A 22,328-nucleotide genomic window follows, 5' to 3' on the forward strand; every position below is an offset into this window, starting at 1 on the left:
ACGCTATGAGAATCATGACGATTTTGGGCACAAGGCCCGAAATTATCCGGCTCAGCCTCATCCTTCCCAAGCTGGACCGGTATGCGTCGCGGCATGTGCTGGTGCATACCGGGCAAAATTTTGCAGAAAGGCTGAGCGGTATTTTTTTTAAGCAGATGGGCTTGCGCTCACCCGATTACGTTTTGCAGGACTCGGCCGCTTCGCTGGGTGAACAGCTATCGTCGATGTTCCTTCAAATGGAGCGGATTTTGGAAAAGGAAAAACCCGATAAAATACTGCTGCTCGGCGATACCAACAGCGCGCTTTGCGCGGTGCTTGCCGAAAGGCTCGGATATCCCGTGGTCCATATGGAAGCAGGCAACCGTTGCTTTGATCTGAGTGTGCCCGAAGAGAAAAACCGGCGTGTCATCGATGCGATCTCTTCGATCAATATGCCGTATACGGAGCAAAGCAAAAAGCATTTGCTTGCCGAGGGCTTCCCCAGCGCGCGTATCGTGCTGACGGGAAATCCGATTTACGAAGTGATGAAGCATTACGAAGATTCGATTGAAGCAAGCGACATTTTGAACAGCCTCTCCCTAAAGCCGAAGGAGTATTTTCTGGTCACGGCACACCGCGCCGAAAACGTGGATCATCCGGAACGGCTGCAGCAGATCGTCAAGGGACTGAACAAAATCGCCGAAACCTACGGGCGCCGGCTGATCTGCAGCATTCATCCACGAACGGCTTCCCGCATTGCGGGGCTGAACGATATGGCGAACCACCCGCTGGTGGAATTTCACCAGCCGTTCGGATTTTTCGATTTCGTCAAGCTGGAACGGTACGCCTGCTGCGCATTAACGGACAGCGGAACGGTTCAGGAAGAATGCTGCATCATGCAGGTTCCGACCGTAACGATGCGGCATACGACGGAACGCCCGGAAACCGTGGATTGCGGCAGCAACATCGTATCCGGCCTGGAAGCCGGCCAGATCGCTCGTGCGGCGGACCTGATGATCAGCTTGAACCGGGAATGGGTTTGCCCCGAAGGGTATTTGGCGGCAAACGTCTCGGATAAGGTAGTTAAATTTCTGCTTGGAGGGAAAGTGCATGTTTGAAAATAAACGAATTTTGGTGACTGGGGGGACAGGATCCTGGGGGTATGAACTGGTTGCCCAACTGCTGAAGAAAGGTCCCGGGGAGGTGATCGTGTTCTCCCGCAACGAGTCCTCGCAAGTGGCGATGAGCCGGACGTTCGAAGATAAGCGGCTGAGCTTCCGGATCGGGGACATCCGCGACAAGGAGGCGCTAACCGCCGTTTGCCATGGCGTAGACTACGTGTTCCATCTCGCTGCGTTGAAGCATGTACCGGTGTGCGAGGATCAGCCGTACGAAGCGCTCAAAACCAACGTCATCGGCACCCAAAACGTGATTGAGGCATCGATCGACAACAAGGTGAAAAAGGTATTTTACATTTCGACCGACAAGGCGGCCAATCCTTCGAATTTTTACGGCATGACGAAAGCCATCGGCGAAAAGCTGATCGTATACGCCAATTTGCTGAACAGCGACACCCGCTTTGTCACGGTTCGCGGCGGCAACGTGCTTGGGACGAACGGCTCCGTGGTGCATGTGTTTAAGGACCAGATTCGAAACAAGGGCCAGGTGCTCATTACGGACATGGAAATGACGCGGTTTTTCCTGACGCTGCGGGACGCGATCAAGCTGCTGTTCAAAGCCGCCGAGGAAAGCCATGGCGGGGAAATCTTCGTCATGACGATGCCTGCATGCAGAATCGTGGACTTGGCGGAAGTGCTGATCGAGGCCTCCGGCAAGAAAAACGTCGGCATCGTGGAATCCGGCGTCCGTCCCGGCGAGAAAATCCATGAAATTTTGATGAGCGATTATGAAAGCATGTCGACGGTGGTTTACGACGAGGAATACCTCGTTATTTTGCCGACGCTTCATATGCCCGAGCTGAAGGAGCGTTACAAGCACTGCAAGCCCGTCGAGTTCAGCAGCTTTAGCTCCAATCACCATCTGATGAACAAAGAGGAGATCAAAAACATTCTCCGGCTTGGAGGGTTTCTGTAATGAAGCTGCTTATCCTTGGAGGAAACGGAATGGCGGGCCATATGCTGGTTCAATATTTTCGGCGTCAGGAACAACATCAGGTTTTCTACACCACCCGGGAACCGCGAAGTCCCGGGGGGCTCTACCTTGACGCCACGGAGCCATGCATGGTCGAAAAGCTGATGGACATCGTCAGACCCGACGTCGTGATCAATGGGATCGGCGTGCTGAACCATTACGCCGAAGAAGACCGGATCAACGCGTACCAGATCAACGGTTTTTTGCCCCATCGGCTTCGCCAGGCGGCGGACCGGCTTGGCGCCCGCCTGATTCATATCAGCACCGATTGCGTATTCGAAGGCACCCGCGGCGGGTATACGGAGGAGGACCGGCCGGACGGAACAAGCACGTACGCGTTGACCAAAGCGCTGGGCGAAGTCCGGGCGCAGGGACATTTGACGATACGGACATCGATCATCGGTCCGGAGATTCGCAACCAAGGGATCGGGCTTATGCATTGGTTCATGTCGCAAAAGGGCGCGGTTACCGGTTACCGCAACGTCATGTGGAACGGCGTGACGACTTTGGAGCTGGCCAAAGCGATGGACCGCCTGATGGATTCTTCCGTGTCGGGACTGATCCATCTGGCCCATCCGGTGCCGATCTGCAAACATGACCTGCTCTTGTTGTTCCAGGAAATATGGGATATGAAGGACGTCATCGTCATGCCCGTCGATCAACCGGTTCAGGACCGTACGCTGGTATCTACCCGCACGGATATCGATTATGCGGTCCCGCATTATCGAGCGATGCTGAAGGAGTTGAAGATATGGATGAACGAGCTTCCCTCCCCAAGCGCGTCATTATGATCACCGGAGCTTCGGGGTTTACCGGCGGCCATGCCTGCCGGTATTTCGCGGGGCTCGGGATGGAGGTCGCCGGGATCGTGCGGCAAAGCAAGACGCTCCCTGCGATCGACGGGGTTCGGTATTATTGCTGCGACCTCATGGATAAACGGCGGGTCGAGGAGCTTGTCCGGGCTGTTGCCCCGGATTACGTCCTTCACCTGGGAGGGAAAAACTCGGTTCCCGAATCCTGGACGAACCCGCTGCTTTACATGGAGACCAATGTGCTCCCGACGCTGTATTTGCTGAATGCCCTGCGGCCTCTCCCCGCCTGTCGGGTGCTGGTTGCCGGAACGAAAGCCGTGTTCAGGCTTACCCCTCCTTACCGCCCGCCGCATCCCTACAGCCTGAGCAAAAGCTTGCAAAAGGCCGCGGTCATGTCCTGGAGCGAGCTTTTCGGGCAGGCGATCATGCTGGCGGAACCGTCGAACCTGATCGGCCCCGGACCGTCGACGGGCTTTTGCGCTTTATTGGGCCGCCATATCGCGGCAGCGGAAAGGGGAGAAGCAACCGGGGCCTTTCGCATTTCCTCGCGTGCCACCCGGCGGGACTTTCTTGACGTCAGGGACGCGGTCCGTGCCTACGGCATGATGCTTGAACAGGGAACGCCAGGGGGAATTTATTCCGTCTCCTCAGGAAAAGAACATACCTTGGAGGAAATCGCGACGTTATTTATCCATGCTGCGGGCACCCCTGTTGCCGTCGATTGGGGGAGTGATGAGGATTCCGCCAAAGACGAGGCACGGCTAAACGCACCCGGTTCGGGAGTGCCGGGTTGGGAACCCGTCATCCCTCTGATGACGTCCATTTCGGACATTCTCCAATATTTCCGTACCGGAGGGGGGGCATCCATATGAGACCGCTGGTATCGATCGTCATTCCTTTTTATAACGATCCATACGTGGATCAGGCGGTGCAAAGCGCCCTGATGCAAACCTATTCGCCGCTTGAAATCATCGTTGTCGACGACGGTTCGACGATGCATGCCGACAGGCTGCATCCCTACAGGAACCATATCCATTACCTGGGAAAAGCCAACGGCGGAACCGCTAGCGCTTTAAATCACGGAATTCGCCATTCTTCCGGGCAATATATCGCATGGCTTAGCTCGGACGACGTTTTTTATCCCGGTAAAATAGACCGTCAAATCCATTTTATGTTGGACCGTGGCGCTTGGATTTCCCATACGAATTTCAATTATATCGACGCGCGCAGCCGGGTCGTCCAGCTCCGCGCAGGCATGACGGACCGGGGACCGGTCGATTTTTACCGCAGTTTTCTTGGAGGAAATCCGGTTAACGGCTGTACGGTCATGATGAAAAAAGAAATGTTCTGTTATGTCGGGCTGTTCGATGAATCCCTGCCGTACACGCATGATCTGGAGTTTTGGGCCCGCATCATCCAGGCCAGAATTCCATTTCCGTATCTCGATGAAGCGCTGACCGGTTACCGCTGGCATGAGGGAATGGGAACGCTTCGGCACCGACACATGATCGAACGGGAATATGCTTTTACGCAGGATCGCGTTCAGCAAGCCATGACTCCATTGATTAACCTGTTGAGATAGCAGTGTTTTAGAAAGCTTAAAGCCCTTCTAACCTTTTCATTTTTATATGAATAGACTGGAAAGTTCGTCCATACGGAGTCTAGCATCCCAGCATATTCTATGGATGAAAGGAGGGAAAATTCCTAATGCCAAAACGCTTAATAGATAGCCAGATTTCCCAAAACGTCTCAACCGCAGGAGCAGTGGCGATTCCCGCGAGCACCACTCCCGCTTTGTTCGGTACGCTTGGTTTGGATGTCGCTGCAGCAGGACCGAACCTTTCCGTCCACTTCACAGCAACCGTTACCCTGAGCGCGGTCGTCAGCATTCTCGTGCCTGTCACTGTCACAATTTTCCGGGTGGTTGGCGGGGTGTCTACCCTCATCTATTCCGCAACCGAGACAATGCCTGTCGGTACGCTCCTCTTAACTACGGATGTCCTGACGGTAACAGGGATCGACCTGTTGACGACAAACCCCGGCTTCGTCGTCTACCAAGCCTTTGTCAGCATTCCCGGAGGACTTGCAATCATTCCGGACCGGGTGGGGCCCGAAAGCTTTGAAGCCGTGGCGTACTCCGACTAATTTCAGAGAATCGCCGGCTCCATCGCAAAATCACCGGAGTTATTCCGGTGATTTTTTTTGTCTTAAAAGGTTGAACTTTTCGGTGCAAGGGGTTCAAGCGTCGTGTCCGGCCACTCTCTTTTTCAATATAGTATAGTGTCAGCGCAGTCCATATTAAACGATCAATGAATCCGGCCTCGACCGCCGGATCCCATGGGAAGGAGAAGGGATGAAGATACTGCTTGCAACATACTGGCTGATTCCCCATGTCGGCGGAGTATGGAAGTATATGACGCAAATCCAGCAGCGGCTGGAAGCGATGGGACATCATGTGGATCTGCTCGGGAACAGTCCGGACTATTCCAGATTCCATATCGTCAACCGCGGCCGCGAGATTTCCAAGGAGTGGATCCGCCCCTTTGTGAGAACCAAGCTTGCCAGGGAGTACGCTCCCCAGCTGTATGCGGATCCGCTCATTCATTTTTACGAAGAAGACCGGTACATGATGGAGCTTTCGGCAGCTTATTTTGGTCTGGATCAATATGACGTCATTCACACCCAGGATATTTTTGCGGCTCGGGCCATGGCCCGTGTAAAGCCGGCTCACGTTCCGCTGATCGCCCAGGTTCACGGCTCCGTGTCCGAAGAACTCCATAACCATTTTCGGCTGAATCCCCACTTGGGTATCCAGGAACATTCGCCTGCATGGAAATATTTTCAGTCCATTGAATATTACGGAGCTTCGTCCGGAAATGTCACGGTCACCTCGACCCAATGGCAGAAAAGATTGCTCCTCGCCCTGGGTGTTCCGGAGCAGAGGATCAACGTCTTTCAGTACGGCCTGGATGCCCAGCAATTTTGGCAGCAAGCAAGGTCCGGAACGAATGTCGCACGTCCAGGGGACAAAAAGGTCATCATTTGCCCGGCCAGGTTGTCGTTCGTCAAAGGGATCGACGTGTTGATTGCGGCGCTGGGCATTCTGAAAAGCATGCGTCCGCAGGATTGGGTATGCTGGATCGTCGGCGACGGCGAAAAAAGGGACGAACTGCGAAACCAGGCAATGGCTTTGTCTTTGCAAAACGACGTGCTGTTTTTCGGCGAGCGCCATGATATCCCGGCTCTGCTTACGCAGTCGGATATTTTTGTCCATTCCTGCATCCAGGATAACCAGCCTTTTTCGGTTATGGAGGCGCAAATGGCCGGCCTGCCGGCATGTGTATCGAATGCGGGCGGGCTGCCGGAAATGGTGGAGCACGGCGTGACCGGGCTCGTCTCTCCGGTCAAAGATCCGCTGACGCTGGCACAGCACCTGAACATGCTGCTAACAAACGACGAATACCGGCGCATCGTGGGCTTAAACGCGGCGCGTTGGGCACAGGAGCATTGGTCGCTTGACCAGATGATTGACAGACTTTTGAATGAATACGCAAGGGCGGCTTCGGGGGCCTGATTTCGCCACAATGAATTCACAGAAGATGGGAGGGGAGTCCATGTCGGAGCCTTATATGGTCATCGGCGATTTATATAACCGGATTTTCGCGTCGCAGTCGTCGCATATCGACGTGCTTGTGAACTACGCGGTATGGAACCGGATTTTCGAGAAGCTGCCGAAAGAATATTTGCTTCCCGATTTGGAGGTTTTGACCTTTTAACGAAAACGAACGGGGAACCCGTGAAGAAAAAGCCGCCCGCCGGGCAGTCCGAGACTGCTCGACCGGGCGGCTTTAAATGTTCTCAACTACTTGTCAGATGAATGCCGTTTAAGATTTGGCTCCACAAATGGTCGTTCCCCATCCATTTATCCGCATCGGGCATTAAAATGGAGCAGACCTTGTCGAGCGGCCAGTCGAGTTCGACAATGCCGCTGACGGAGGTATGGTTGATCAACAGCACCCGGAAATCATGTCTCACAAGACCCGATAATACCTCCTGCAGCTCTTTTGCTTGCTCGAACGACCCTTCCGTCCGGATAAACAATATGTTGCGGCTGGTATGCGCCTTCTCCATAAAACGCTGCACGCGCCGGTCATATTTTGCCTTCACGGTCGGATAGGCTTCAAGATTGGGCGGGAAATTGTTATGGGTAAAAAAGTCGTGGTTGGATTGAAAATCGTAATAAGTGTCGCGTACCAAGTATAGCTGATCGCTTACCTTTTTTTCGACATAAAGATTGTTGTATTCCATGAAATGGGCAAAACGGTTTCTCAAAAGCCGGTTCACTTGGGACAAATCGTAGGTAGCCATCCAGTCGAGGGGCCCGGCGTACGGGCGCAATTCGAATTTTTCAAGTTTCATCGCGGCCAAACATAAGTCTCCCAGGCTGAATATCGCATCATACGATCCTTTGAGATCGGCGACTCTCATCGTAAATCCTTCCTTTCTTGGCTAAATTGCGAATCGCAATATAGTAGATGCGAGAGTCTGCGTTTTGGATTGTATTCCCGTTTATCCCCGCAATATTAGGTTTGCGGCGGGTACGATATGCCCTTCCCCTTGTCATTCCAAAACATACGATAGGATAAGACTTGATTTCAGGAGGAAAGGTTATGTCTATCTTACGGCTCGAAGCCGCCCCTTTAACCCCGATTGATTCCAGATACATCCAATATGTCGATCTTGAGATTTTGAATACCGGCATGGAAGGTTTTGAGATGCTAGCGCATGTATACGGGGAACAGGGACTGCAATATATTCAGCTCATTCACCTGAATCCCGGCAGCGCCGTCCCTCTTCACCATATGATGACGGAGCATAAACCTTTTCAGCTGGTGCTGGTGACGAATGTCAACGATTTTGCCCATACGGCGGTCACTGTCAGGGCCTGCAATCAAGGTCAATTGATCGCTGTATTCACGCAGGAGAACATGATTCGTACATTGTGACGATTACCGCGAAAGGAGGAACGTGCCATGAACGTGCTGTTTGTGTTTTACGTGCCAAGCGGCGGCATGGATACGCTGAACCGGCTGCGGTGCAAGGCGCTGGCCAGATACGGAATTCAAGCTTCCTGCCTTTATTTCCATTGGGGAGCGGGAGTGCAGAACAACGACGGGGTACCGGTGTACATTACAAATGAGAACGAAGAGATCCGAAGAATTCTGGACGCAGGAAAATTCGACGTGATCGTCGTCACGACAGACCATAAAAGCTTTCCCCGGTTCAGGCAGCTCGGTTACGCGGGAAAGCTCGTGCTGGAAATTCAGGGCTACGGCGCCCAGGAAAACGCCCGCCGGCAGTTGACGGAGGCCGTCCCATACGTCCACAGCTATGCAAATGCGCTCCTGAACCCCAGCACCTCGCATATTACCGCATTGTTCCGCGAACTGTTTCCCGGCATTCCCCAGTACAATTTCCCGAATATGTTTGACGCCGACACCTTTACTTACCGTCCGGGACCCCAGCCGGAACAGCCGATTATCGCCTGGATTGGACGCATGGAAGACAACAAAAACTGGCGGGAATTTCTCCATATCGGCCACCAGTTATCCTATTACGTTCCCAACCTGAAGCTGTGGATCTTCGAGGATCCCAACCTGTCCATTCCCCATGAACGCGAGCAGTTCGAATATATGATCGGTCAATTGGGACTCCATTCGCGTTTGACGATCCGTTCGAATGTGGCGAATACCGAGATGCAGCATTATTATTCGGCGATTGGCGACTCCGGCGGTTTTTTGTGCAATACATCGAAGGTCGAAGGCGGCCCGCTGTCGGTCCTGGAAGCGATGAGCTGCCGTTGTCCGGTGCTGGCGACCAACTCCGACGGGGTGGCGATCGCCATCCGTCACAACGAAACCGGTAAAAACTACACGGTCGGCAATATCGGGCAGGCGGTACAGGAAGGGCTGGATTTGTTGTTCAATGCACCGCTGAGGGAAAGCATCCGGACCAATGCGCAGCAACGGCTGCAAACGGTGTTTAACCCGCATAACTACTGCGCCAGCTTTATTGATATGCTGTATCACATTTGAATGGAGGAAGGTCGTCATGATGCAAAAACATAAAACCAGGGTGGGAGCAGCCGAAGGTTCTTTCACGCCGTTTACGGTCGGCCCCGACGAAATTGTCCTGACCGGAATTACGTTGGAAGGAATCGCTGACGGGGACCGCGTCGTTTTGGACATCGACGTAACCTGGCTGAAGCCCATGTGCGATCTCGGGGAGCTTGAGCTGATTTTGAGAAGAGACGCTCCTACCGGGACGGTGATCTATTGGACCATGGAGACCTGTTTTGCCAGAGCCCGCGTGAGGGAAGAATGCATCGTGCGGGGGGAAGGCGGCATGCGTCATTTTTTTCTGACGACCCGTTCGAGTGAACACAAGGCCATGCTCGCCGCTTATTATTTGGAAGGAACGGTGTATGCCGGAACATGATATCGATACGGATCAGGCCGACGCCGACTGTTTTTTTAACGGGTTCGGCCTTTTTCGTGCCCTTACCGGAAAAAGCTCTGGTACGTCCGTTTTAACCCTTCGCCGATACGATAGGCCGGCTGCCAATTCAGATGAGTCAAGGCTCGCGTATTGGACAAACGGCTGTGGCGGATGTCCCCGGCCCGATCTTCACGGTGGATGCACTGGATGTTGCTGCCATGATTTTCGCGAAGCAGCTCAACGAGCCGATTGACGGACGTCGCTTCGCCGGTGCTGACGTGAAAGATTTGACGCGCTCCGGCTGTTTGTGAAGCCGCCAACGCCGAAGCGACATCTTCGACGTATATAAAATCCCGCGTCTGTTCCCCGTCTCCGTTTATCGTCAGGGGGACGCCCTGCCGAAGCTGGTTCAGGAAGATCGCCACGACGCCGCCTTCTCCTTTGGACGTCTGCCCGGGGCCATACACGTTGGCGAACCGCAAAACGGTCCAATCCAGGTCGAACAGCTCGCCGTAAAGGCGAATCACATGCTCTGCCGCATATTTGGACAATCCGTAAAAGGAGATGGGAACGGTGGAATCATGTTCCTCCAGCAGATCCTTTTCCAAGTTGCCGTACACGCCGGACGTGGAAGCAAACACGAATTTGCGCACACAACTTTGGCGGCTGGCTTCGAGTATATTAAGCGTGCCCAGCACATTGATGTCCATGTCTTCCCGCGGGTACCGGATGGAATGCTGTACGTCCGCCTGTGCCGCCAAATGAAAAACGGTGTCGGGGCGAAGCGAAACGATTGTATCAAAGGCCGAGGGCGTTCGGATGTCTTCCTGGTGCAGCACGGCGTCCGGGTGAAGATTGGCTGCTTTGCCGACAGACAGATCGTCGATGACATGGACGCCGTGTCCTTTTTCGATCAGATGTTTGACGAGATGCGAACCGATAAAACCGGCTCCTCCTGTCACCACCACCGTATTCATGCCATTACCTCCCGAAGGCTAAAGTCATGAAATATCGTATGTGGCGTTTCCCCCGTTGGCATTAGGCAGCGTCCCAAATTTAACGATTTGAATGCATCGGTAGTAACAATCGCCTAATCGGGTAATATGTGAATAGCGTCTTTTATAGCTCATGTTTAGAGACAGGAGGGATGTACATGAAAAAAGTTCGGCCGGCACTTGTTTTTTTAATCGTTTTGCTTGTTGTCGTCTGCATGGCATATTTTGTCCGGCCTTACCAAACCGATGCACCGGGAAAAAAAGAAAACCGAACGTCGTCGCCAGGAGCTGGGCAAGCAGAGCCGGTTTGGGTGAATAAAAAAGACGTCATTACGGTCGAATGGGACGGCAAAAGAACTTCATGGCTGCTTCGGCGAACAAGCCGGACGAAAGACGCCGAAAGCGGATGGACATTAAACGGCAAACCGGTAGCGCAGGCGGAGGCGGATACGATTTTATCGCAAATGAATTCGCTATTGGCCAAAGGCGCAGAGGGAAAACGGCCGGCATCTTCTTTAAAAAATAAAGCGATCGATTCCAACGTTACGGTGACAAGCGGCCCTGATGCTGAAGAAAAAGTATACCTCATTTCAAATGAAACGGCCGATCCAGGCATTTTTTGGATCATTCCGTCGGGAGGATCTTATGTTTATCCGATATCTGAAAAAGATATGAACTTGCTGGAAAAAACGATAGACCAATTAAAGGCTTCATCCCCACCAAAATAAGCGCAGAAAAGGCCCCTGATGCCAAATCCTTTCAGCATAGCACCATGAGCGCACGGTCATCCTAAATGATGTTACTTCATTAATTTCATAACGGAGGATGAACTCATGATGCGATCCAAAGTAATCAGTCTTTCCGTATCCGCTGCACTTCTCGCCAGCGTTGTCGGCGTGACCGGTTGTACGACGAGAGAGCCTGCCAACACGAACGTCCGAACCAAAAACGTTCATGACGGGCGCATGCTGAATACGCGGGACGGCAGACTGAACGTCAACTCGCTGCGTGACGGCAACCGGTTCTCGACGTACAATACCGACGGAAATTACGGCATGCACACCGCAAGACATGACCTGACCAACGTGACTTCTTCCCAGGAAATCGCAGACAAGGTGGCAGCCATGAAAGAAGTGCGCACGGCTAACGTGCTTAAGGCAGGCAACAGCGCCTACGTGGCAGTATCCCTTGAACATGGGGCGCAAGCCAATACGTCCACGACAGGCACGCACGGCCGATTCCGCAGCAACAGCTTCGGAACGATGAACACCGGTATCGGCAGCAACAGCAGCTTTAACAACAGCTCCGCAGGCGTTACGAACCGCGGAACGACAGGCATGGGCACCGGCACGACAGGCATGGGCACAACAGGCACGGACGGCATGACGGGCTTGGGCACGGGGACGACAGGTACGGGGCTTGACGGCCATTACCGCGGTTATACGACAGGCACCGGCGTACCGATCACCAGAGGCAACGGTTTTAACGCTACCACTCCGGGAACGGCCGGCACGAGCCATACCTATTCCCAAAACTATAACGTAACCTCCGACGTGAAAGACAAAATTACCAGTGTCGTCAAAAAAGCCGACCCGAACATCACAAACGTGTATGTATCCGCTAATCCTGATTTTGTCCAGCACGTCAGCAATTATGCAACCAACGTTAAAAGCGGTCATCCGGTCAGCGGCATGGTATCCCAGCTTTCGAACATGATCGAACGCATTTTCCCGACCAACACAAGCACGACGGATCACCGCGTGACCCCAATGGGCACGACGCCAACCGCCCCGCTTGGCAAAACGCCTGCAGGCAGACACATCATGACCCAGTAAAAAAGCAAGCGGAAAGCAGCTTTCGCATCAATTGCGGGCTGCTTTTCGGTTTATTCCCGTTTTTTTGTTCAAAAGGCTTTTGACCGTAAACCCGAACAATGCACAGCAAGCAAGGGCGGCGAAAATATCCGCGACGGGTTCCGCTATTATGATTGCATCGGTTTTCGGCTGAATGAACGCCGGCAGTACGTAAACGAGAGGAATCAGCAAAATGATTTTACGCAAAATGGCGATAAAAATGGAAACCTTCGCTTGACCCAATGCGATAAACATTTGCTGGAAAGCCAATTGAACGCCGTAAATGCATGTACCCAGGAAAAATATTTTCATAAGCGATACCGTCAGAGCGATCAAATCGGCATTGTTCGTAAAAATCATAACGGGAAGCTGAGGCATAAAAATGGCTACGGCCCACATCGACAAACCGAAAATCGCGCAAAAAAAGCTGCAGTACATAATGGTGGATTTGACCCGCGCAAAATCGCCGGACCCGAAATTATAACCGACGATCGGCTGTGCTCCTTGCGCAAAGCTTTGCAATAACAGCGTGAAAATTTGCATCAGACTGCTCATGATCCCCATGGCGGCAACGTACAGGTCTCCGCCGTATTTGGCAAGGGAGGTGTTGAAGACGATTTGGACCAGGCTTTCGGTCGACTGCATGATAAAAGACGAAAGTCCCAAAGCAAGCACGCTTTTGGCTATGTTAAAGTCGATGCGCATATGTTTGACCCGCAGACGGAGATGGGTTCGTTTTGAGGTAAGGAACCACAGCACCCAGATCGCCGAGATTGCCTGCGAAATGACCGTCGCAAGCGCAGCGCCCTTCACGCCCATATCCATACCGAAAATCAAAATGGGGTCAAGGATCGTATTGACGGCTGCGCCTGCGCATACCGTGACCATGGCCGTTTTGGCAAATCCCTGCGCTGCGATGAACTGGTTTAAACCTAACGATATCAGCACGGTTACCGTACCGATCAGGTAGATTCCCATATAATCGTCCGCATAAGGCAAAGTGTCCGGGCTTGCCCCGAACAAGGCGAGCAGCGGGGACTTAAAAGCAAGAAATGATAGCGTTATGAGCACCGAAACGATCAGCAGCATCAGAAAACTGGCGCCAAGCAATGCTTCGGCCTTTTTATGGTTTCCTTCCCCCATCCGAATGGAAGCAAGCGGTGCGCCGCCAAAACCGATCAGAGCGGCGAAGGCGGAAACGATCATGATGATCGGAAATCCTACTCCGATGCCTGTTAAGGCTTGCGTACCTATACCAGGCATCCTTCCGATAAACATGCGGTCCACCACATTGTAGAGGGCGTTGATAACCTGCGCTGCGATGGCAGGGGCGGCAAGAGAGAGAATCAGTTTGGGTATTTTCTCGTTGGCGAACCGGCGGCTCATCGGATTGTTCATTTTACATCCATCCTTGCATTGGTTTTGTTTATTTAAAAATCATAACATAGGATAAATGGTCATAAAATACGTTTTTTAACGCATTTAAACAGCTCTGTATATGTTCGTAAACGGTTGGTTAATAGGGAGGTACTATAAAAGGGTTAAAATGCTTTAAAAACGATTCTAGAGGAGATGTGCTACGGTGCCTTTTGGGCATTTGAAGACGCATTATTCGGGGAGGAAGACATAAAAAAATGACGCCGTTGAACCAGCGTCATTTTTTCCAATGATGAAGTTTAATTAAAATACCTGGCGTCCGCGTACCCATACGCCTTGAATGTTCAAGCTTTCGTCCAGCATCAGCACGTCGGCCTGCTTGCCGGCTTCAAGCGTTCCGGTCCGGTCCTCGATGCGAAGCCGTTTCGCCGGGTTGTAGCTGGCGATGCGCGAGGCATGCTCGACGGTTAATCCGACCGTTTCCACGAGGTAACGGAAACCTTTGATCATCGTGAGCGTGCTGCCCGCCAGGCTGTTCGATTCGCCTTTCAAGATCGCGATGCCGTCCTTCACTTCCACGGGAAGGTCGCCGATCGTATAATCGCCGTCCGGCATGCCCGCTGCGGACATCGCGTCGGTGATCAAAATGAGATTGTCGTTCGTTTTTACCTTCGTCAAAATCGAAATGCATGCCGGATGCACATGAATGCCGTCAGCGATGATTTCCGCATGGATCCGGTCGTCGCTGAGGACGGCTCCGGCCGTGCCCGGCTTGCGGTGATGGATCGGCGTCATGGCGTTGAACGTATGAACCGCTTGACGAAGGCCGGCTTCTACCGCGGCTTCGACTTCCTCATACGTGGCGTCGGTGTGGCCGAGCGCGGCATTGATGCCGTGTTCGCTCATCCAGCGAATCGCCTCAATCGCGCCTTCGCGTTCGGGTGCAAGCGTCACCTGCTTGACCAGGCCCGGATATTCGGCTTCCCAGCCTTCAAGCCACTCCACGCTCGGATGGACGATATGCTCTGGATTTTGCGCGCCGGGCCATTTCGGGCTAATAAAAGGGCCTTCCAGGTGAACCCCTTCAAGGATGGTATACGGCATGGTTTGCTGTCTGTATTCGTGAACTTCCTTCAGCACTTTGTCGATGGATGCCTTGGGAGCCGTCATCGTGGTGGCGAGCATCGCGGTAGTCCCTTGCGAACAATGGAAGGAGGTGATTTTATCAAGCTCCTCCTTGCCGGAATACATAAAGTCCTCGCCGCTGCCTCCGTGAACATGGATATCGATGAAACCCGGCACGATGTATCCGTCCGTCTTTTTGCCGGGATTCAGGTTATGCAGATGGTCCGGCAAATGCTGAACCTCGCCCGCATAAAGGATGGTGCCGTCATGGATGGCGATGACGCCGTCCTCGATGACATGTCCCGGAACGACAACTTTCCCGTACAACAATTGTCCTGAAACTTCGCTCATTAAATTAACCTCCCTGCTCCTTGATCCAGCAATACGACGACATTCGGATGGCATTGGAGAAGCGATGCCGGACATTGGGACGTGATCGGGCCTGTTAAAGCGCGTTTGACGATTTCGGCTTTATCTTCTCCCCGAACCAGCAGCATGATTTGTTTTGCTTTCAAAATGCTTCCGACGCCCATCGTGATCGCTTGCGTCGGCACATCGTCCAGGGAAGGGAAGAAGCGCGCATTGGCCGTACGCGTTTTTTCCTGAAGCTTAACGACGTGGGTGCCTCCGATCAGGCTTTCGTCCGGTTCGTTAAAACCGATGTGGCCGTTATGCCCAATGCCGAGAATTTGAAGATCGACCGGCCCGTTTGCTTCGAGCATGGCGTCGTATTTTTGGCATTCCGCTTCAAGATCGGCGGCATTGCCGTCAGGCACATGCGTATTTTCGATTTTAATATCGATATGATTAAAAAGTTTCTCATTCATGAAGCTGCGGTAGCTTTCCGGATGGCCTTCGGGAAGACCGACGTATTCGTCCAGATTGTAGCTGGATGCTTTCGCGAAGCTTACGAGGCCCTTCTGATTCATTTCAATCAGGCGCTGGTAGATGCCGATCGGCGAACTGCCCGTCGCCAGTCCGAGTACGGCCCTTGGTTTCGTATGCAGCAGGCTTGCGATGAGACCGGCTCCGGTCGCGTTGAAGTCCGCTTCATGTTGGAAAGTGTAGATGTTCATGATTTTTTAATGACCTCCTTTTGATTTGCGGTAGTTTCGGACGTTTTGATAGGATTGCTCCAGCTTGGGAACATATTGTCCGAACTGCTCGCTGCTCATGCCCATAAAAAGAATATCAATGATGTGAAGCTGGGCGATCCTTGAAGCCATATCCCCCCTGCGCATCCCTTCCTCGAGGGAAGAAACGAACAGCGGAATATCCGCCATGGACGCCAGCGTGTTGCTGCCGTAAGAAGTGAGGGTGATCGTCGCCGCCCCGCTGTCTTTGGCGCAGGACAACGCGTTGATCGTTTCCTCGGTTTCCCCGGAATAGGAAATGGCGATGGCCACGTCCCGGTCCGTAAGGGTCGAAGCTGAAGTGATCTGCATATGGGGATCGGCGAAAGCGGTGCAATGTTTTCCGATCCGGATGAGCTTCTGGTAAAAATCGAGCGCTACGACCGACGACGTCGCTACTCCGTACAAATCGATCCGCTGCGCGTCGCACAGCAGCCGGATGGCTTGCGAGAGCCTGTTCATATCCAGCAGCTGCGTCGTATCCCGGATGGAAGTCAAGTGGTTGGCCTCCATCGCCTCCACTATTTTAGATAACGGATTGTTGGCGACGATATCCTGGTACGATGAAGCCTGGTTTCGTTCCTTCATTCCCGTATGGGCGATTTCCGCGGATAGTTTCACTTTCAAATCCGGGTAGCCCTTGAGGTGGAACACTTTGCAAAAGCGGGTGACCGTGGCCGGACTGGTTCCGCATTGCTCGGCCAGCTCTTTGATCCCCATATGCACGACTTCGGCCGGGGAAGAAAGAATGAAATCGGCGATCCGGCGTTCCTGCGGAGACAGTTTTTCTTTTTCCTGGGCCAGCGCATATAAGAACGGTGCCACGAAAGAACCTCCTTTTGCTCGTTTTCATGAATGAAAATAATTTTAATTATTGTGATTGAATACAAGAAAATAATTTTTATGACTACTATCATCATAGGCCAAAAGTCTTTCGGTGACAAGGGGGATTCGGGATATTTTACGCTGATTTTACAAATAAAAAATAAACCCGCGTTCACGCAGAACACGGGTGTAAAAAGGGACATATATTTCGTTATTGAACGTTATCGACGCTTGCGCGGGATTTTTTTGATTTGCCGATTTCCTGCCGCAGCACCTGCCATAGGATGTAGGCCAGAATGACCATCTGCGGGATAAACGTTTCCCATGTCGGATACATGCCGAGCCATGATACGGAAGGCAGTAACGGTTCCGAATGGGCTCCCAGGGTGCCGGCCACCTGCAGCGAATGGATGCTGTCTCCAAGGAACCGGAATACGAGGTAATAAATCAGCAGCGTCGCGACCAGGAAAAAGGCCCGAAGCGGAAGGGATGCGCTAAGCACGATGATCGCATAACCCAAAACGGCGAGAATGGCCAGCGCAATGGCGACGCCGAGGATGAGCTGAAGAATCGGCATCGACGGGGCCATGCCGACGTAAAAGATCGTCGTTTCGGCGCCTTCTCTTAAGATGGCCAGCAGGGCTACGAAAAATAGCGACCATAGGCTGCCTTTGGCCAGCGCCTGGTCCATTTGCTTGCCGACATACCGGTTCCAGGCTTTGGTGTTCGATTTGTTGTGCAGCCATTGCCCAACCGTAATCATCATGACCACGGCGACCAAACCGGTAATCCCTTCGATCAGCTCGCGCGCGCTGCCGGAGGCGGCTTTTGAGATCGTGTAGGTCAGGACGACGGCGAGCAGGAGCGACAATATAAGTCCCGTTCCCGCGCCAGACCAAATATATTTCCGTCCCTCGCGGTGGCCGCTGCGTTTCAGGTAAGAGAGCAGCGCAGCGATGACGAGAATGGCCTCGAGCCCTTCGCGCAGCAGCACGAGCGCGGCGTCCCAGGCGGTATAGTGATGGCTTCCGGCGATCGGGGTCAAGGAAGACTGCATTTCTTCGATAAGGCGGAGCGCATCCTGGCTGCGCGGAGGCGTCGATAGCAGATAACCGGACACCTCGGACATCTGATTTTCCACTTTGGTATACAAAGCCTGGGAAGACACCCGAACCTCTCCTTCCACGGCAGGCCATGAGGCAATGAATTGGTTCATGCTGTCCGCGGCCTGGGCGGTTTGGCCGTCCGCGGTCTGCTGACGGGCCGTCTCCAGGACGCCCAGCAGATCGGACAACGAATGGATGCTTCCGTTTTCGCTGCCGGTCTGCGACGCTTTTCCGTTCTTGTAATCCATCAATAACGAAACCAGCTTTTTCATTTGCTGCACGGCCTGGTCCTCGCGGACGGGGTCCGCTTGTAGGGCGATGCGCACCAGGCTGATTTGGGTCTCAAGCTGTCCGTAAACGGCGAAGTTGTCGCTCCGGATCGGCGTTTCGCTTTTCGGCCATGCATCGACGATATGCTGGTAGCTCGATTTGGCTGTGGCCCAATCCTTTTTCTCCATGGCGGCGAGGCTTGCTTCGGCAAAAGGAAGCAGCTTCGCGGCGGATTCCGTCCCGCCCGAAGCTTGGTTGCCGCTTTGCTGCTGCCCGGAAGCGGCATCGACGTACGCATCGACGGCTTTGGCGAGCGCCGATAACGCTTGTTTGGCCCCGGCATCTTCCTGCCGGAGCTTCGAATCGGCTTCGGCGAGCGCCGCGTCAACCCGTGCCGCCTGGTCGGCCAAATTATTGCCGCCGCTAGGCTTCACGGCGGCCCACTTGGTTTTGAACTGCTCCAAATCATTTGCGGCTTCTTTCCACTGCTGTTGCCCGGCTTCGACCAACGCGCTGCCGACGGCGGGGAGGAGCGGGTCCAGGGAGGAAGCTTGATCGGTTTCGGCAAATGCCGGAGCCGCGGTCAGGTGCAACACGATCAGGATGGCGAGCGCCAGAATGGCCGGCATGCCAGGTTTGCTTCGTCTGCTGTTGTGTGTTGTCTGGCCGGATTGGCTGATCGACATCATAGGCTCTATTCTCCTTCAATCTCGAATAATGGCGGTGCCGGAGAGGACTTTTCCGCGAAAAGGCCTAAAACAAGGTGTCACCGATGTACCCGCCCTTGGCGGCTCCGGGGAAGCAGGCAAACGCGGCGCTGCCTACGTGCAAAATGTATTCGTTTAAACGGTCGCTTTTCGCCAATTTTTGCTGCAAGGCGACAAATTGCTTGAACAGGTCCCGCTGATAGCTGATGAACAGCAATCCTGCGTCCAACTGACCGGTTTTCATGTCCATACCTCCGGAATAGGAGTAGGAGCGGCGGAGGATTTGGACGGAGCCGTCCCCGCGCGCCAGCGCGACATGCGAATCCCGGGGGATGTACGCATTGCCGCGTTCGTCCTTGGCGTTCAAATCCACCGGATCGAATTCGTTTTTCGCGCCAAGCGGAGCTCCGCTTGCGCGATAGCGGCCAAACGTATCCTCCTGATCTTTCAAGGAGGAGCGGTCCCATACCTCGATGCGCATCCGGATCCGGCGGACGGCCATATAACTTCCGCCGGCCATCCATGGGGCGCCGTCGCCGTTTTGCGCCCAAACGATCCTGTTCATTTCCTTATCGTTTGTCACTTGAGGATTGGCCGTTCCGTCTTTGAAGCCGAGAAGGTTGCGTGGGGTGTTTCCGGTCGGATCGGCTTGGTTCGTTCGCTGGAAGCCTTCCTGCACCCAACGCAGAACCGCTTTTCCGCGCGCGATCCTTGCCAGGTTGCGCACGGCATGGAAGGCGACCTGCATATCGTCCGCGCATACCTGCACGCCGATGTCGCCTCCGCACCACTCGGGTTCGAGCTGGTCTCCGTTGAAAGCAGGGAGTTCCTTGAAGGTAGGCGGCTTTTTGGAGGCAAGGCCGAATCGTTCGTCAAACAGCGAAGGGCCCGCGCCGAAGGTAATCGTAAGCCGGGAAGGGCTCAGTCCCGCCGATTCGCCGGTATCGGTCGGCGGAAGGTTGTAATTGCCGCTTTCCTCGCCGACGGGCATGCCTTCGGCCATGGCCGCGGCCGCCGCCGTCCAGGCCTGGAACAGCTTTTTCAGCGATTGCGCGCCGCTTGCGGTGACGTCAAAGGCCGCAAAGCAGATGAAATTTTGCGCAGGCGTGATGATGCCGGCCTGATGCGTTCCGTAAAAGGGGATGCGGTCCCCTTCCGCGGATACGGACTTGGCGGCTTCGGTCTTGCTCTTGGTTTCCGTCGTAAGCAGGGTGCCGATCGCGCCGCCTCCGAGAAGAAGCCCAAGACCTCCGGTACCCGCCAAACGAAGGACGTCGCGGCGGGTCATCGGTTTTTTAAGTATGGAATCGTCGTTTGGCTGCTGATTCTGTTCCGGCATACGTTACACTCCCAAAATTTTGCCCATGTTGGACAGCGGTTCGGCCAATGCGTCCAGGTTTTGGCTGAGCTTGCGGATTTCGTCCTGCTTCAGCGCGGTGTAATCGACGTAACCGTCGCCTTTTTTGAACGCATCCAGCTCTTTTTTCAAGTCCGTGAAGCGGTCCTCGATTTCTTTTTGAAGATCCGCGTCTTTTTTCGCCAGTTCGGGCTTCAGGATTTCATAAATTTTTTGCGCCCCTTCGACATTGGCGGCAAAATCGTAAAGATCCGTATGCGAATAAAGCTCTTCTTCGCCGGTGACTTTGGAGGAGGACACTTCGTTCAAGAGCTCCACTGCGCCGGTTACCATCAAGCTGGCATCGAGGTCGATCGTTTCGATTTTGGCCCGCAGCAGTTGGGCGTCCTTCAGCAGCTGGTCGGCGAATCCTTCCGCCCCGGCCGTCGTTTTGTCTTCCCAGAGCGCTTTTTCGATCCGGTGGAAACCGCGCCAATCGGCGGCGTCAACGTCATTCACGCGCGCGTCGATGTTCGGGTCCAAATCCCCCAGCGCTTCGGCTACGGGCTCAATCCGTTCGTAGTACGCACGCGCGGGAGCGTAAAGCTTTTTCGCCTCTTCCAGCTTGCCGGCTTTGACCGCGTCCGTGAATTTTTCCGTTTCCTTGACAAAAAGATCGCATTGTTCGATCGCAAAGGTGCGGTATTGCTCCACGCCGGCGGAGAAGTCGGCCGCGGAAGCCGTTTTCGATTCGGCGGTTGCAGGCGGGGCGGGATTGGTGGACGCGGCATCGGCGCCCGCGTTTTCTTTTTGCCCGCATCCGGTGAAGAGAAGGGAGGCGGCGAGAATGCCGGTAGGGAGAATAACTTTGTACTTCAAGAAAAGCAGCTCCTTTATCTCGGGATTTTGCAAAATTCGATTCCGGCCGCTCCCGGGTACAATATATAAACGAACTAAACCGTTTCGCCCTATATATTGCTGATTGAAAGTCGCTCCTTGGATTTTCGCAAAATCCTCATATGTAAGATTCGATGGTCAACTGATAAATGATAATGATTCTCAGTTTCATGCATGAAATAATAATAAAGAGGCGCTGGGCCGATGTCAATATCTATTTTTGGGCGGCATTCCGCAGGGGATAAAAAAACGCCCCAACTGCATAAACGCAGTCAGGGAGCGGCATGAATAGCCGTTTATCGGCGAAGATGAACCCATAGCCCGACCAGCATCCGGTACGGGATGTACAGCCCGAGAAAAGAACCGGAAACCAGAAACCACGGGTTTAGCAGCAAATCATGGACGTTGGTCGTCAGGACGGTCTGATGGACGATGTTCCGGTATACCGCCGCCGCGACGATGGAGCCCGATATATAAAATGAAATCACGGCCAGCAGATGCCAAATCCACCGGACGGTACGGCTTAATGCAGCCAAGGCCGCCATGACGAACGGAACAACGATAAAACCGACGATCAGCCAGATCAGCAAGCGCAGCACCCCCTCGGAACTATTTTCGGTATGTGCGGAAAGTTTTAAACTTGGGGAGAGGGCCTTGAAAGGAAGATCCTTCCTCCGCGTCGAAGTAAGGAGCGAGAGGGGGGATGCCTCACGGGAGACATCATTGCTCTTCATTTTTGGGGTTGTTTTAAAATGAATGCTGGAGGTATGACATGAATCGGGTAAAGATTCTCGAAAGCGACACTTCGCTTGGACTTGAAAGGGAGATCAACGAATTTTTAAGCGATCCGTCCGTTGAAAATCCTGCGATCCATTACACCGTGGGTTCGAAGCCGGACAAAGTCAACCGGAACATCCAAGTTCCGTTGTACACGGTAATGATTTATTACTCGCAGGCCTAAATCCGAAAACAAGCCGCTCGGCATGAGCGGCTTTTTCTATAGGAAAATAAGCTGTAAATGAAGATAAAAAGTTAAACCATTAGGCCGTATTCTTGCTCAGGACGCCGTATAAATGAATTTTGCTGATTTAAGCCCATTTTTAAGCCGCGACGACACCATTGCCCCGAACTTGACATAGTATGAGTTGACTGTATCCCTTTACCTTGTTATACCATACAAACCCGAGCAAGGAGGGGTGACACCATTGAAGGGGAACGATCATAAAAGCAAATTTTTATTGACACACCGTGAACGTGAAGTGTT

At 53.4% G+C, this 22,328-nt stretch carries 24 protein-coding genes; 14 read left to right on the forward strand and 10 right to left on the reverse strand.

The features are described 5' to 3' along the window. The first annotated feature begins 5 nt into the window (after window positions 1–5). The 8 genes from wecB (at window position 6) to GQY55_RS31060 (ending at window position 6,718) form a co-directional block, all read left to right on the forward strand. Window positions 6–1,097 carry a non-hydrolyzing UDP-N-acetylglucosamine 2-epimerase gene (wecB, locus tag GQY55_RS21040; protein WP_160043858.1) on the forward strand — a complete coding sequence of 364 codons (1,092 nt, stop codon included), beginning with the start codon at window positions 6–8 and terminating at the stop codon, window positions 1,095–1,097. Next, window positions 1,090–2,073 (forward strand): polysaccharide biosynthesis protein, encoded by a 984-nt coding sequence (locus GQY55_RS21045; RefSeq protein WP_160043859.1) that lies wholly within the window; start codon window positions 1,090–1,092, stop codon window positions 2,071–2,073. The genes wecB and GQY55_RS21045 overlap by 8 nt, the downstream gene beginning before the upstream one ends. Next, entirely contained in the window at window positions 2,073–2,921 is an 849-nt protein-coding gene (locus tag GQY55_RS21050; RefSeq protein ID WP_160043860.1) for an SDR family oxidoreductase, read from the forward strand. The genes GQY55_RS21045 and GQY55_RS21050 overlap by 1 nt, the downstream gene beginning before the upstream one ends. Next, on the forward strand, window positions 2,882–3,814 hold the full coding sequence (locus tag GQY55_RS21055; RefSeq protein WP_160043861.1) for an NAD-dependent epimerase/dehydratase family protein: 933 nt from the start codon (window positions 2,882–2,884) through the stop codon (window positions 3,812–3,814). Before GQY55_RS21050 ends, GQY55_RS21055 begins: the two co-directional genes overlap by 40 nt. Further along, a complete protein-coding gene (locus GQY55_RS21060; RefSeq protein WP_160043862.1) occupies window positions 3,811–4,524 on the forward strand; it encodes a glycosyltransferase in 714 nt (237 codons plus the stop codon). Before GQY55_RS21055 ends, GQY55_RS21060 begins: the two co-directional genes overlap by 4 nt. A gap of 125 nt (window positions 4,525–4,649) precedes the next feature. Continuing rightward, on the forward strand, window positions 4,650–5,087 hold the full coding sequence (locus tag GQY55_RS21065; protein WP_160043863.1) for a hypothetical protein: 438 nt from the start codon (window positions 4,650–4,652) through the stop codon (window positions 5,085–5,087). 208 nt (window positions 5,088–5,295) lie between these two features. Then, on the forward strand, window positions 5,296–6,516 hold the full coding sequence (locus GQY55_RS21070) for a glycosyltransferase family 4 protein (RefSeq protein ID WP_160043864.1): 1,221 nt from the start codon (window positions 5,296–5,298) through the stop codon (window positions 6,514–6,516). 40 nt (window positions 6,517–6,556) lie between these two features. Continuing rightward, the gene (locus GQY55_RS31060; protein ID WP_201452201.1) at window positions 6,557–6,718 is read left to right on the forward strand and encodes a hypothetical protein; all 162 of its coding nucleotides are present in this window, start codon (window positions 6,557–6,559) and stop codon (window positions 6,716–6,718) included. An 82-nt stretch (window positions 6,719–6,800) separates the two neighbouring features. On the opposite strand, the gene GQY55_RS21075 is transcribed toward GQY55_RS31060, so the two are convergent. Next, window positions 6,801–7,430 (reverse strand): DUF1796 family putative cysteine peptidase, encoded by a 630-nt coding sequence (locus tag GQY55_RS21075; RefSeq protein WP_160043865.1) that lies wholly within the window; start codon window positions 7,428–7,430, stop codon window positions 6,801–6,803. A gap of 182 nt (window positions 7,431–7,612) precedes the next feature. Between GQY55_RS21075 and GQY55_RS21080 the strand changes: the two genes are divergently transcribed. Genes GQY55_RS21080 through GQY55_RS21090 form a run of 3 tightly spaced genes read left to right on the forward strand, consistent with a single transcriptional unit; the run spans window position 7,613 to window position 9,440 of the window. Further along, entirely contained in the window at window positions 7,613–7,948 is a 336-nt protein-coding gene (locus tag GQY55_RS21080) for a hypothetical protein (RefSeq protein ID WP_160043866.1), read from the forward strand. A gap of 27 nt (window positions 7,949–7,975) precedes the next feature. Then, entirely contained in the window at window positions 7,976–9,037 is a 1,062-nt protein-coding gene (locus tag GQY55_RS21085; RefSeq protein WP_160043867.1) for a glycosyltransferase family 4 protein, read from the forward strand. Between the two features lie 16 nt (window positions 9,038–9,053). Continuing rightward, window positions 9,054–9,440: a hypothetical protein gene (locus GQY55_RS21090; RefSeq protein ID WP_160043868.1), complete on the forward strand. Its 387-nt coding sequence runs from the start codon at window positions 9,054–9,056 to the stop codon at window positions 9,438–9,440. A 62-nt stretch (window positions 9,441–9,502) separates the two neighbouring features. Here the strand turns inward: GQY55_RS21090 and GQY55_RS21095 are convergent, their stop codons facing one another. Beyond that, window positions 9,503–10,417, reverse strand: a complete 915-nt coding sequence (locus GQY55_RS21095; RefSeq protein ID WP_160043869.1) for an NAD-dependent epimerase/dehydratase family protein — start codon at window positions 10,415–10,417, stop codon at window positions 9,503–9,505. A 176-nt stretch (window positions 10,418–10,593) separates the two neighbouring features. On the opposite strand from GQY55_RS21095, the gene GQY55_RS21100 reads away from it, so the two are divergent. Together GQY55_RS21100 and GQY55_RS21105 are read left to right on the forward strand one after the other, a co-directional pair. Next, window positions 10,594–11,163 carry a hypothetical protein gene (locus GQY55_RS21100; RefSeq protein ID WP_160043870.1) on the forward strand — a complete coding sequence of 190 codons (570 nt, stop codon included), beginning with the start codon at window positions 10,594–10,596 and terminating at the stop codon, window positions 11,161–11,163. 105 nt (window positions 11,164–11,268) lie between these two features. Then, entirely contained in the window at window positions 11,269–12,270 is a 1,002-nt protein-coding gene (locus tag GQY55_RS21105) for a YhcN/YlaJ family sporulation lipoprotein (RefSeq protein WP_160043871.1), read from the forward strand. A gap of 27 nt (window positions 12,271–12,297) precedes the next feature. Here GQY55_RS21105 and GQY55_RS21110 read toward each other — a convergent pair whose 3' ends face one another. The 8 genes from GQY55_RS21110 to GQY55_RS21145 form a co-directional block, all read right to left on the reverse strand. Beyond that, window positions 12,298–13,686, reverse strand: coding sequence for an MATE family efflux transporter (locus tag GQY55_RS21110; protein WP_160043872.1), 1,389 nt, complete (start codon window positions 13,684–13,686; stop codon window positions 12,298–12,300). A 282-nt stretch (window positions 13,687–13,968) separates the two neighbouring features. Next, window positions 13,969–15,141 (reverse strand): N-acetylglucosamine-6-phosphate deacetylase, encoded by a 1,173-nt coding sequence (gene nagA, locus GQY55_RS21115; RefSeq protein ID WP_201452202.1) that lies wholly within the window; start codon window positions 15,139–15,141, stop codon window positions 13,969–13,971. After that, on the reverse strand, window positions 15,141–15,866 hold the full coding sequence (gene nagB, locus GQY55_RS21120; protein ID WP_160043874.1) for a glucosamine-6-phosphate deaminase: 726 nt from the start codon (window positions 15,864–15,866) through the stop codon (window positions 15,141–15,143). Before nagB ends, nagA begins: the two co-directional genes overlap by 1 nt. Before the next feature lie 6 nt (window positions 15,867–15,872). After that, on the reverse strand, window positions 15,873–16,748 hold the full coding sequence (locus GQY55_RS21125; protein WP_160043875.1) for a MurR/RpiR family transcriptional regulator: 876 nt from the start codon (window positions 16,746–16,748) through the stop codon (window positions 15,873–15,875). A gap of 211 nt (window positions 16,749–16,959) precedes the next feature. Beyond that, complete coding sequence (locus tag GQY55_RS21130) at window positions 16,960–18,813, reverse strand: FTR1 family iron permease (RefSeq protein WP_236575766.1); 1,854 nt, start codon at window positions 18,811–18,813, stop codon at window positions 16,960–16,962. Window positions 18,814–18,877: 64 nt separating this feature from the next. Beyond that, the gene (efeB, locus tag GQY55_RS21135; protein WP_160043876.1) at window positions 18,878–20,170 is read right to left on the reverse strand and encodes an iron uptake transporter deferrochelatase/peroxidase subunit; all 1,293 of its coding nucleotides are present in this window, start codon (window positions 20,168–20,170) and stop codon (window positions 18,878–18,880) included. Between the two features lie 3 nt (window positions 20,171–20,173). Further along, complete coding sequence (efeO, locus tag GQY55_RS21140; protein WP_160043877.1) at window positions 20,174–21,046, reverse strand: iron uptake system protein EfeO; 873 nt, start codon at window positions 21,044–21,046, stop codon at window positions 20,174–20,176. A gap of 314 nt (window positions 21,047–21,360) precedes the next feature. After that, on the reverse strand, window positions 21,361–21,654 hold the full coding sequence (locus GQY55_RS21145; protein WP_160043878.1) for a hypothetical protein: 294 nt from the start codon (window positions 21,652–21,654) through the stop codon (window positions 21,361–21,363). A gap of 182 nt (window positions 21,655–21,836) precedes the next feature. On the opposite strand from GQY55_RS21145, the gene GQY55_RS21150 reads away from it, so the two are divergent. Next, complete coding sequence (locus GQY55_RS21150) at window positions 21,837–22,025, forward strand: hypothetical protein (protein ID WP_160043879.1); 189 nt, start codon at window positions 21,837–21,839, stop codon at window positions 22,023–22,025. Window positions 22,026–22,328: the final 303 nt, after the last annotated feature.

Origin of the sequence: Paenibacillus sp. USDA918EY (assembly GCF_009870825.1) — a bacterium.
In the GTDB taxonomy this organism is placed as follows: domain Bacteria; phylum Bacillota; class Bacilli; order Paenibacillales; family Paenibacillaceae; genus Paenibacillus_AQ; species Paenibacillus_AQ albilobatus.

Coding starts and splice junctions, on each gene's coding strand:
- GQY55_RS21105 (WP_160043871.1), top strand. CDS start 11,269: ATGATGCGATCCAAAGTAATCAGTCTTTCCGTATCCGCTGCACTTCTC.
- GQY55_RS21090 (WP_160043868.1), top strand. CDS start 9,054: ATGATGCAAAAACATAAAACCAGGGTGGGAGCAGCCGAAGGTTCTTTC.
- GQY55_RS21095 (WP_160043869.1), bottom strand. CDS start 10,417: ATGAATACGGTGGTGGTGACAGGAGGAGCCGGTTTTATCGGTTCGCAT.
- GQY55_RS21110 (WP_160043872.1), bottom strand. CDS start 13,686: ATGAACAATCCGATGAGCCGCCGGTTCGCCAACGAGAAAATACCCAAA.
- nagA (WP_201452202.1), bottom strand. CDS start 15,141: ATGAGCGAAGTTTCAGGACAATTGTTGTACGGGAAAGTTGTCGTTCCG.
- GQY55_RS21070 (WP_160043864.1), top strand. CDS start 5,296: ATGAAGATACTGCTTGCAACATACTGGCTGATTCCCCATGTCGGCGGA.
- GQY55_RS21065 (WP_160043863.1), top strand. CDS start 4,650: ATGCCAAAACGCTTAATAGATAGCCAGATTTCCCAAAACGTCTCAACC.
- efeB (WP_160043876.1), bottom strand. CDS start 20,170: ATGCCGGAACAGAATCAGCAGCCAAACGACGATTCCATACTTAAAAAA.
- GQY55_RS21100 (WP_160043870.1), top strand. CDS start 10,594: ATGAAAAAAGTTCGGCCGGCACTTGTTTTTTTAATCGTTTTGCTTGTT.
- GQY55_RS21045 (WP_160043859.1), top strand. CDS start 1,090: ATGTTTGAAAATAAACGAATTTTGGTGACTGGGGGGACAGGATCCTGG.
- wecB (WP_160043858.1), top strand. CDS start 6: ATGAGAATCATGACGATTTTGGGCACAAGGCCCGAAATTATCCGGCTC.
- GQY55_RS21130 (WP_236575766.1), bottom strand. CDS start 18,813: ATGATGTCGATCAGCCAATCCGGCCAGACAACACACAACAGCAGACGA.
- GQY55_RS31060 (WP_201452201.1), top strand. CDS start 6,557: ATGTCGGAGCCTTATATGGTCATCGGCGATTTATATAACCGGATTTTC.
- nagB (WP_160043874.1), bottom strand. CDS start 15,866: ATGAACATCTACACTTTCCAACATGAAGCGGACTTCAACGCGACCGGA.
- GQY55_RS21150 (WP_160043879.1), top strand. CDS start 21,837: ATGAATCGGGTAAAGATTCTCGAAAGCGACACTTCGCTTGGACTTGAA.
- GQY55_RS21060 (WP_160043862.1), top strand. CDS start 3,811: ATGAGACCGCTGGTATCGATCGTCATTCCTTTTTATAACGATCCATAC.
- GQY55_RS21055 (WP_160043861.1), top strand. CDS start 2,882: ATGGATGAACGAGCTTCCCTCCCCAAGCGCGTCATTATGATCACCGGA.
- GQY55_RS21050 (WP_160043860.1), top strand. CDS start 2,073: ATGAAGCTGCTTATCCTTGGAGGAAACGGAATGGCGGGCCATATGCTG.
- GQY55_RS21075 (WP_160043865.1), bottom strand. CDS start 7,430: ATGAGAGTCGCCGATCTCAAAGGATCGTATGATGCGATATTCAGCCTG.
- GQY55_RS21085 (WP_160043867.1), top strand. CDS start 7,976: ATGAACGTGCTGTTTGTGTTTTACGTGCCAAGCGGCGGCATGGATACG.
- GQY55_RS21080 (WP_160043866.1), top strand. CDS start 7,613: ATGTCTATCTTACGGCTCGAAGCCGCCCCTTTAACCCCGATTGATTCC.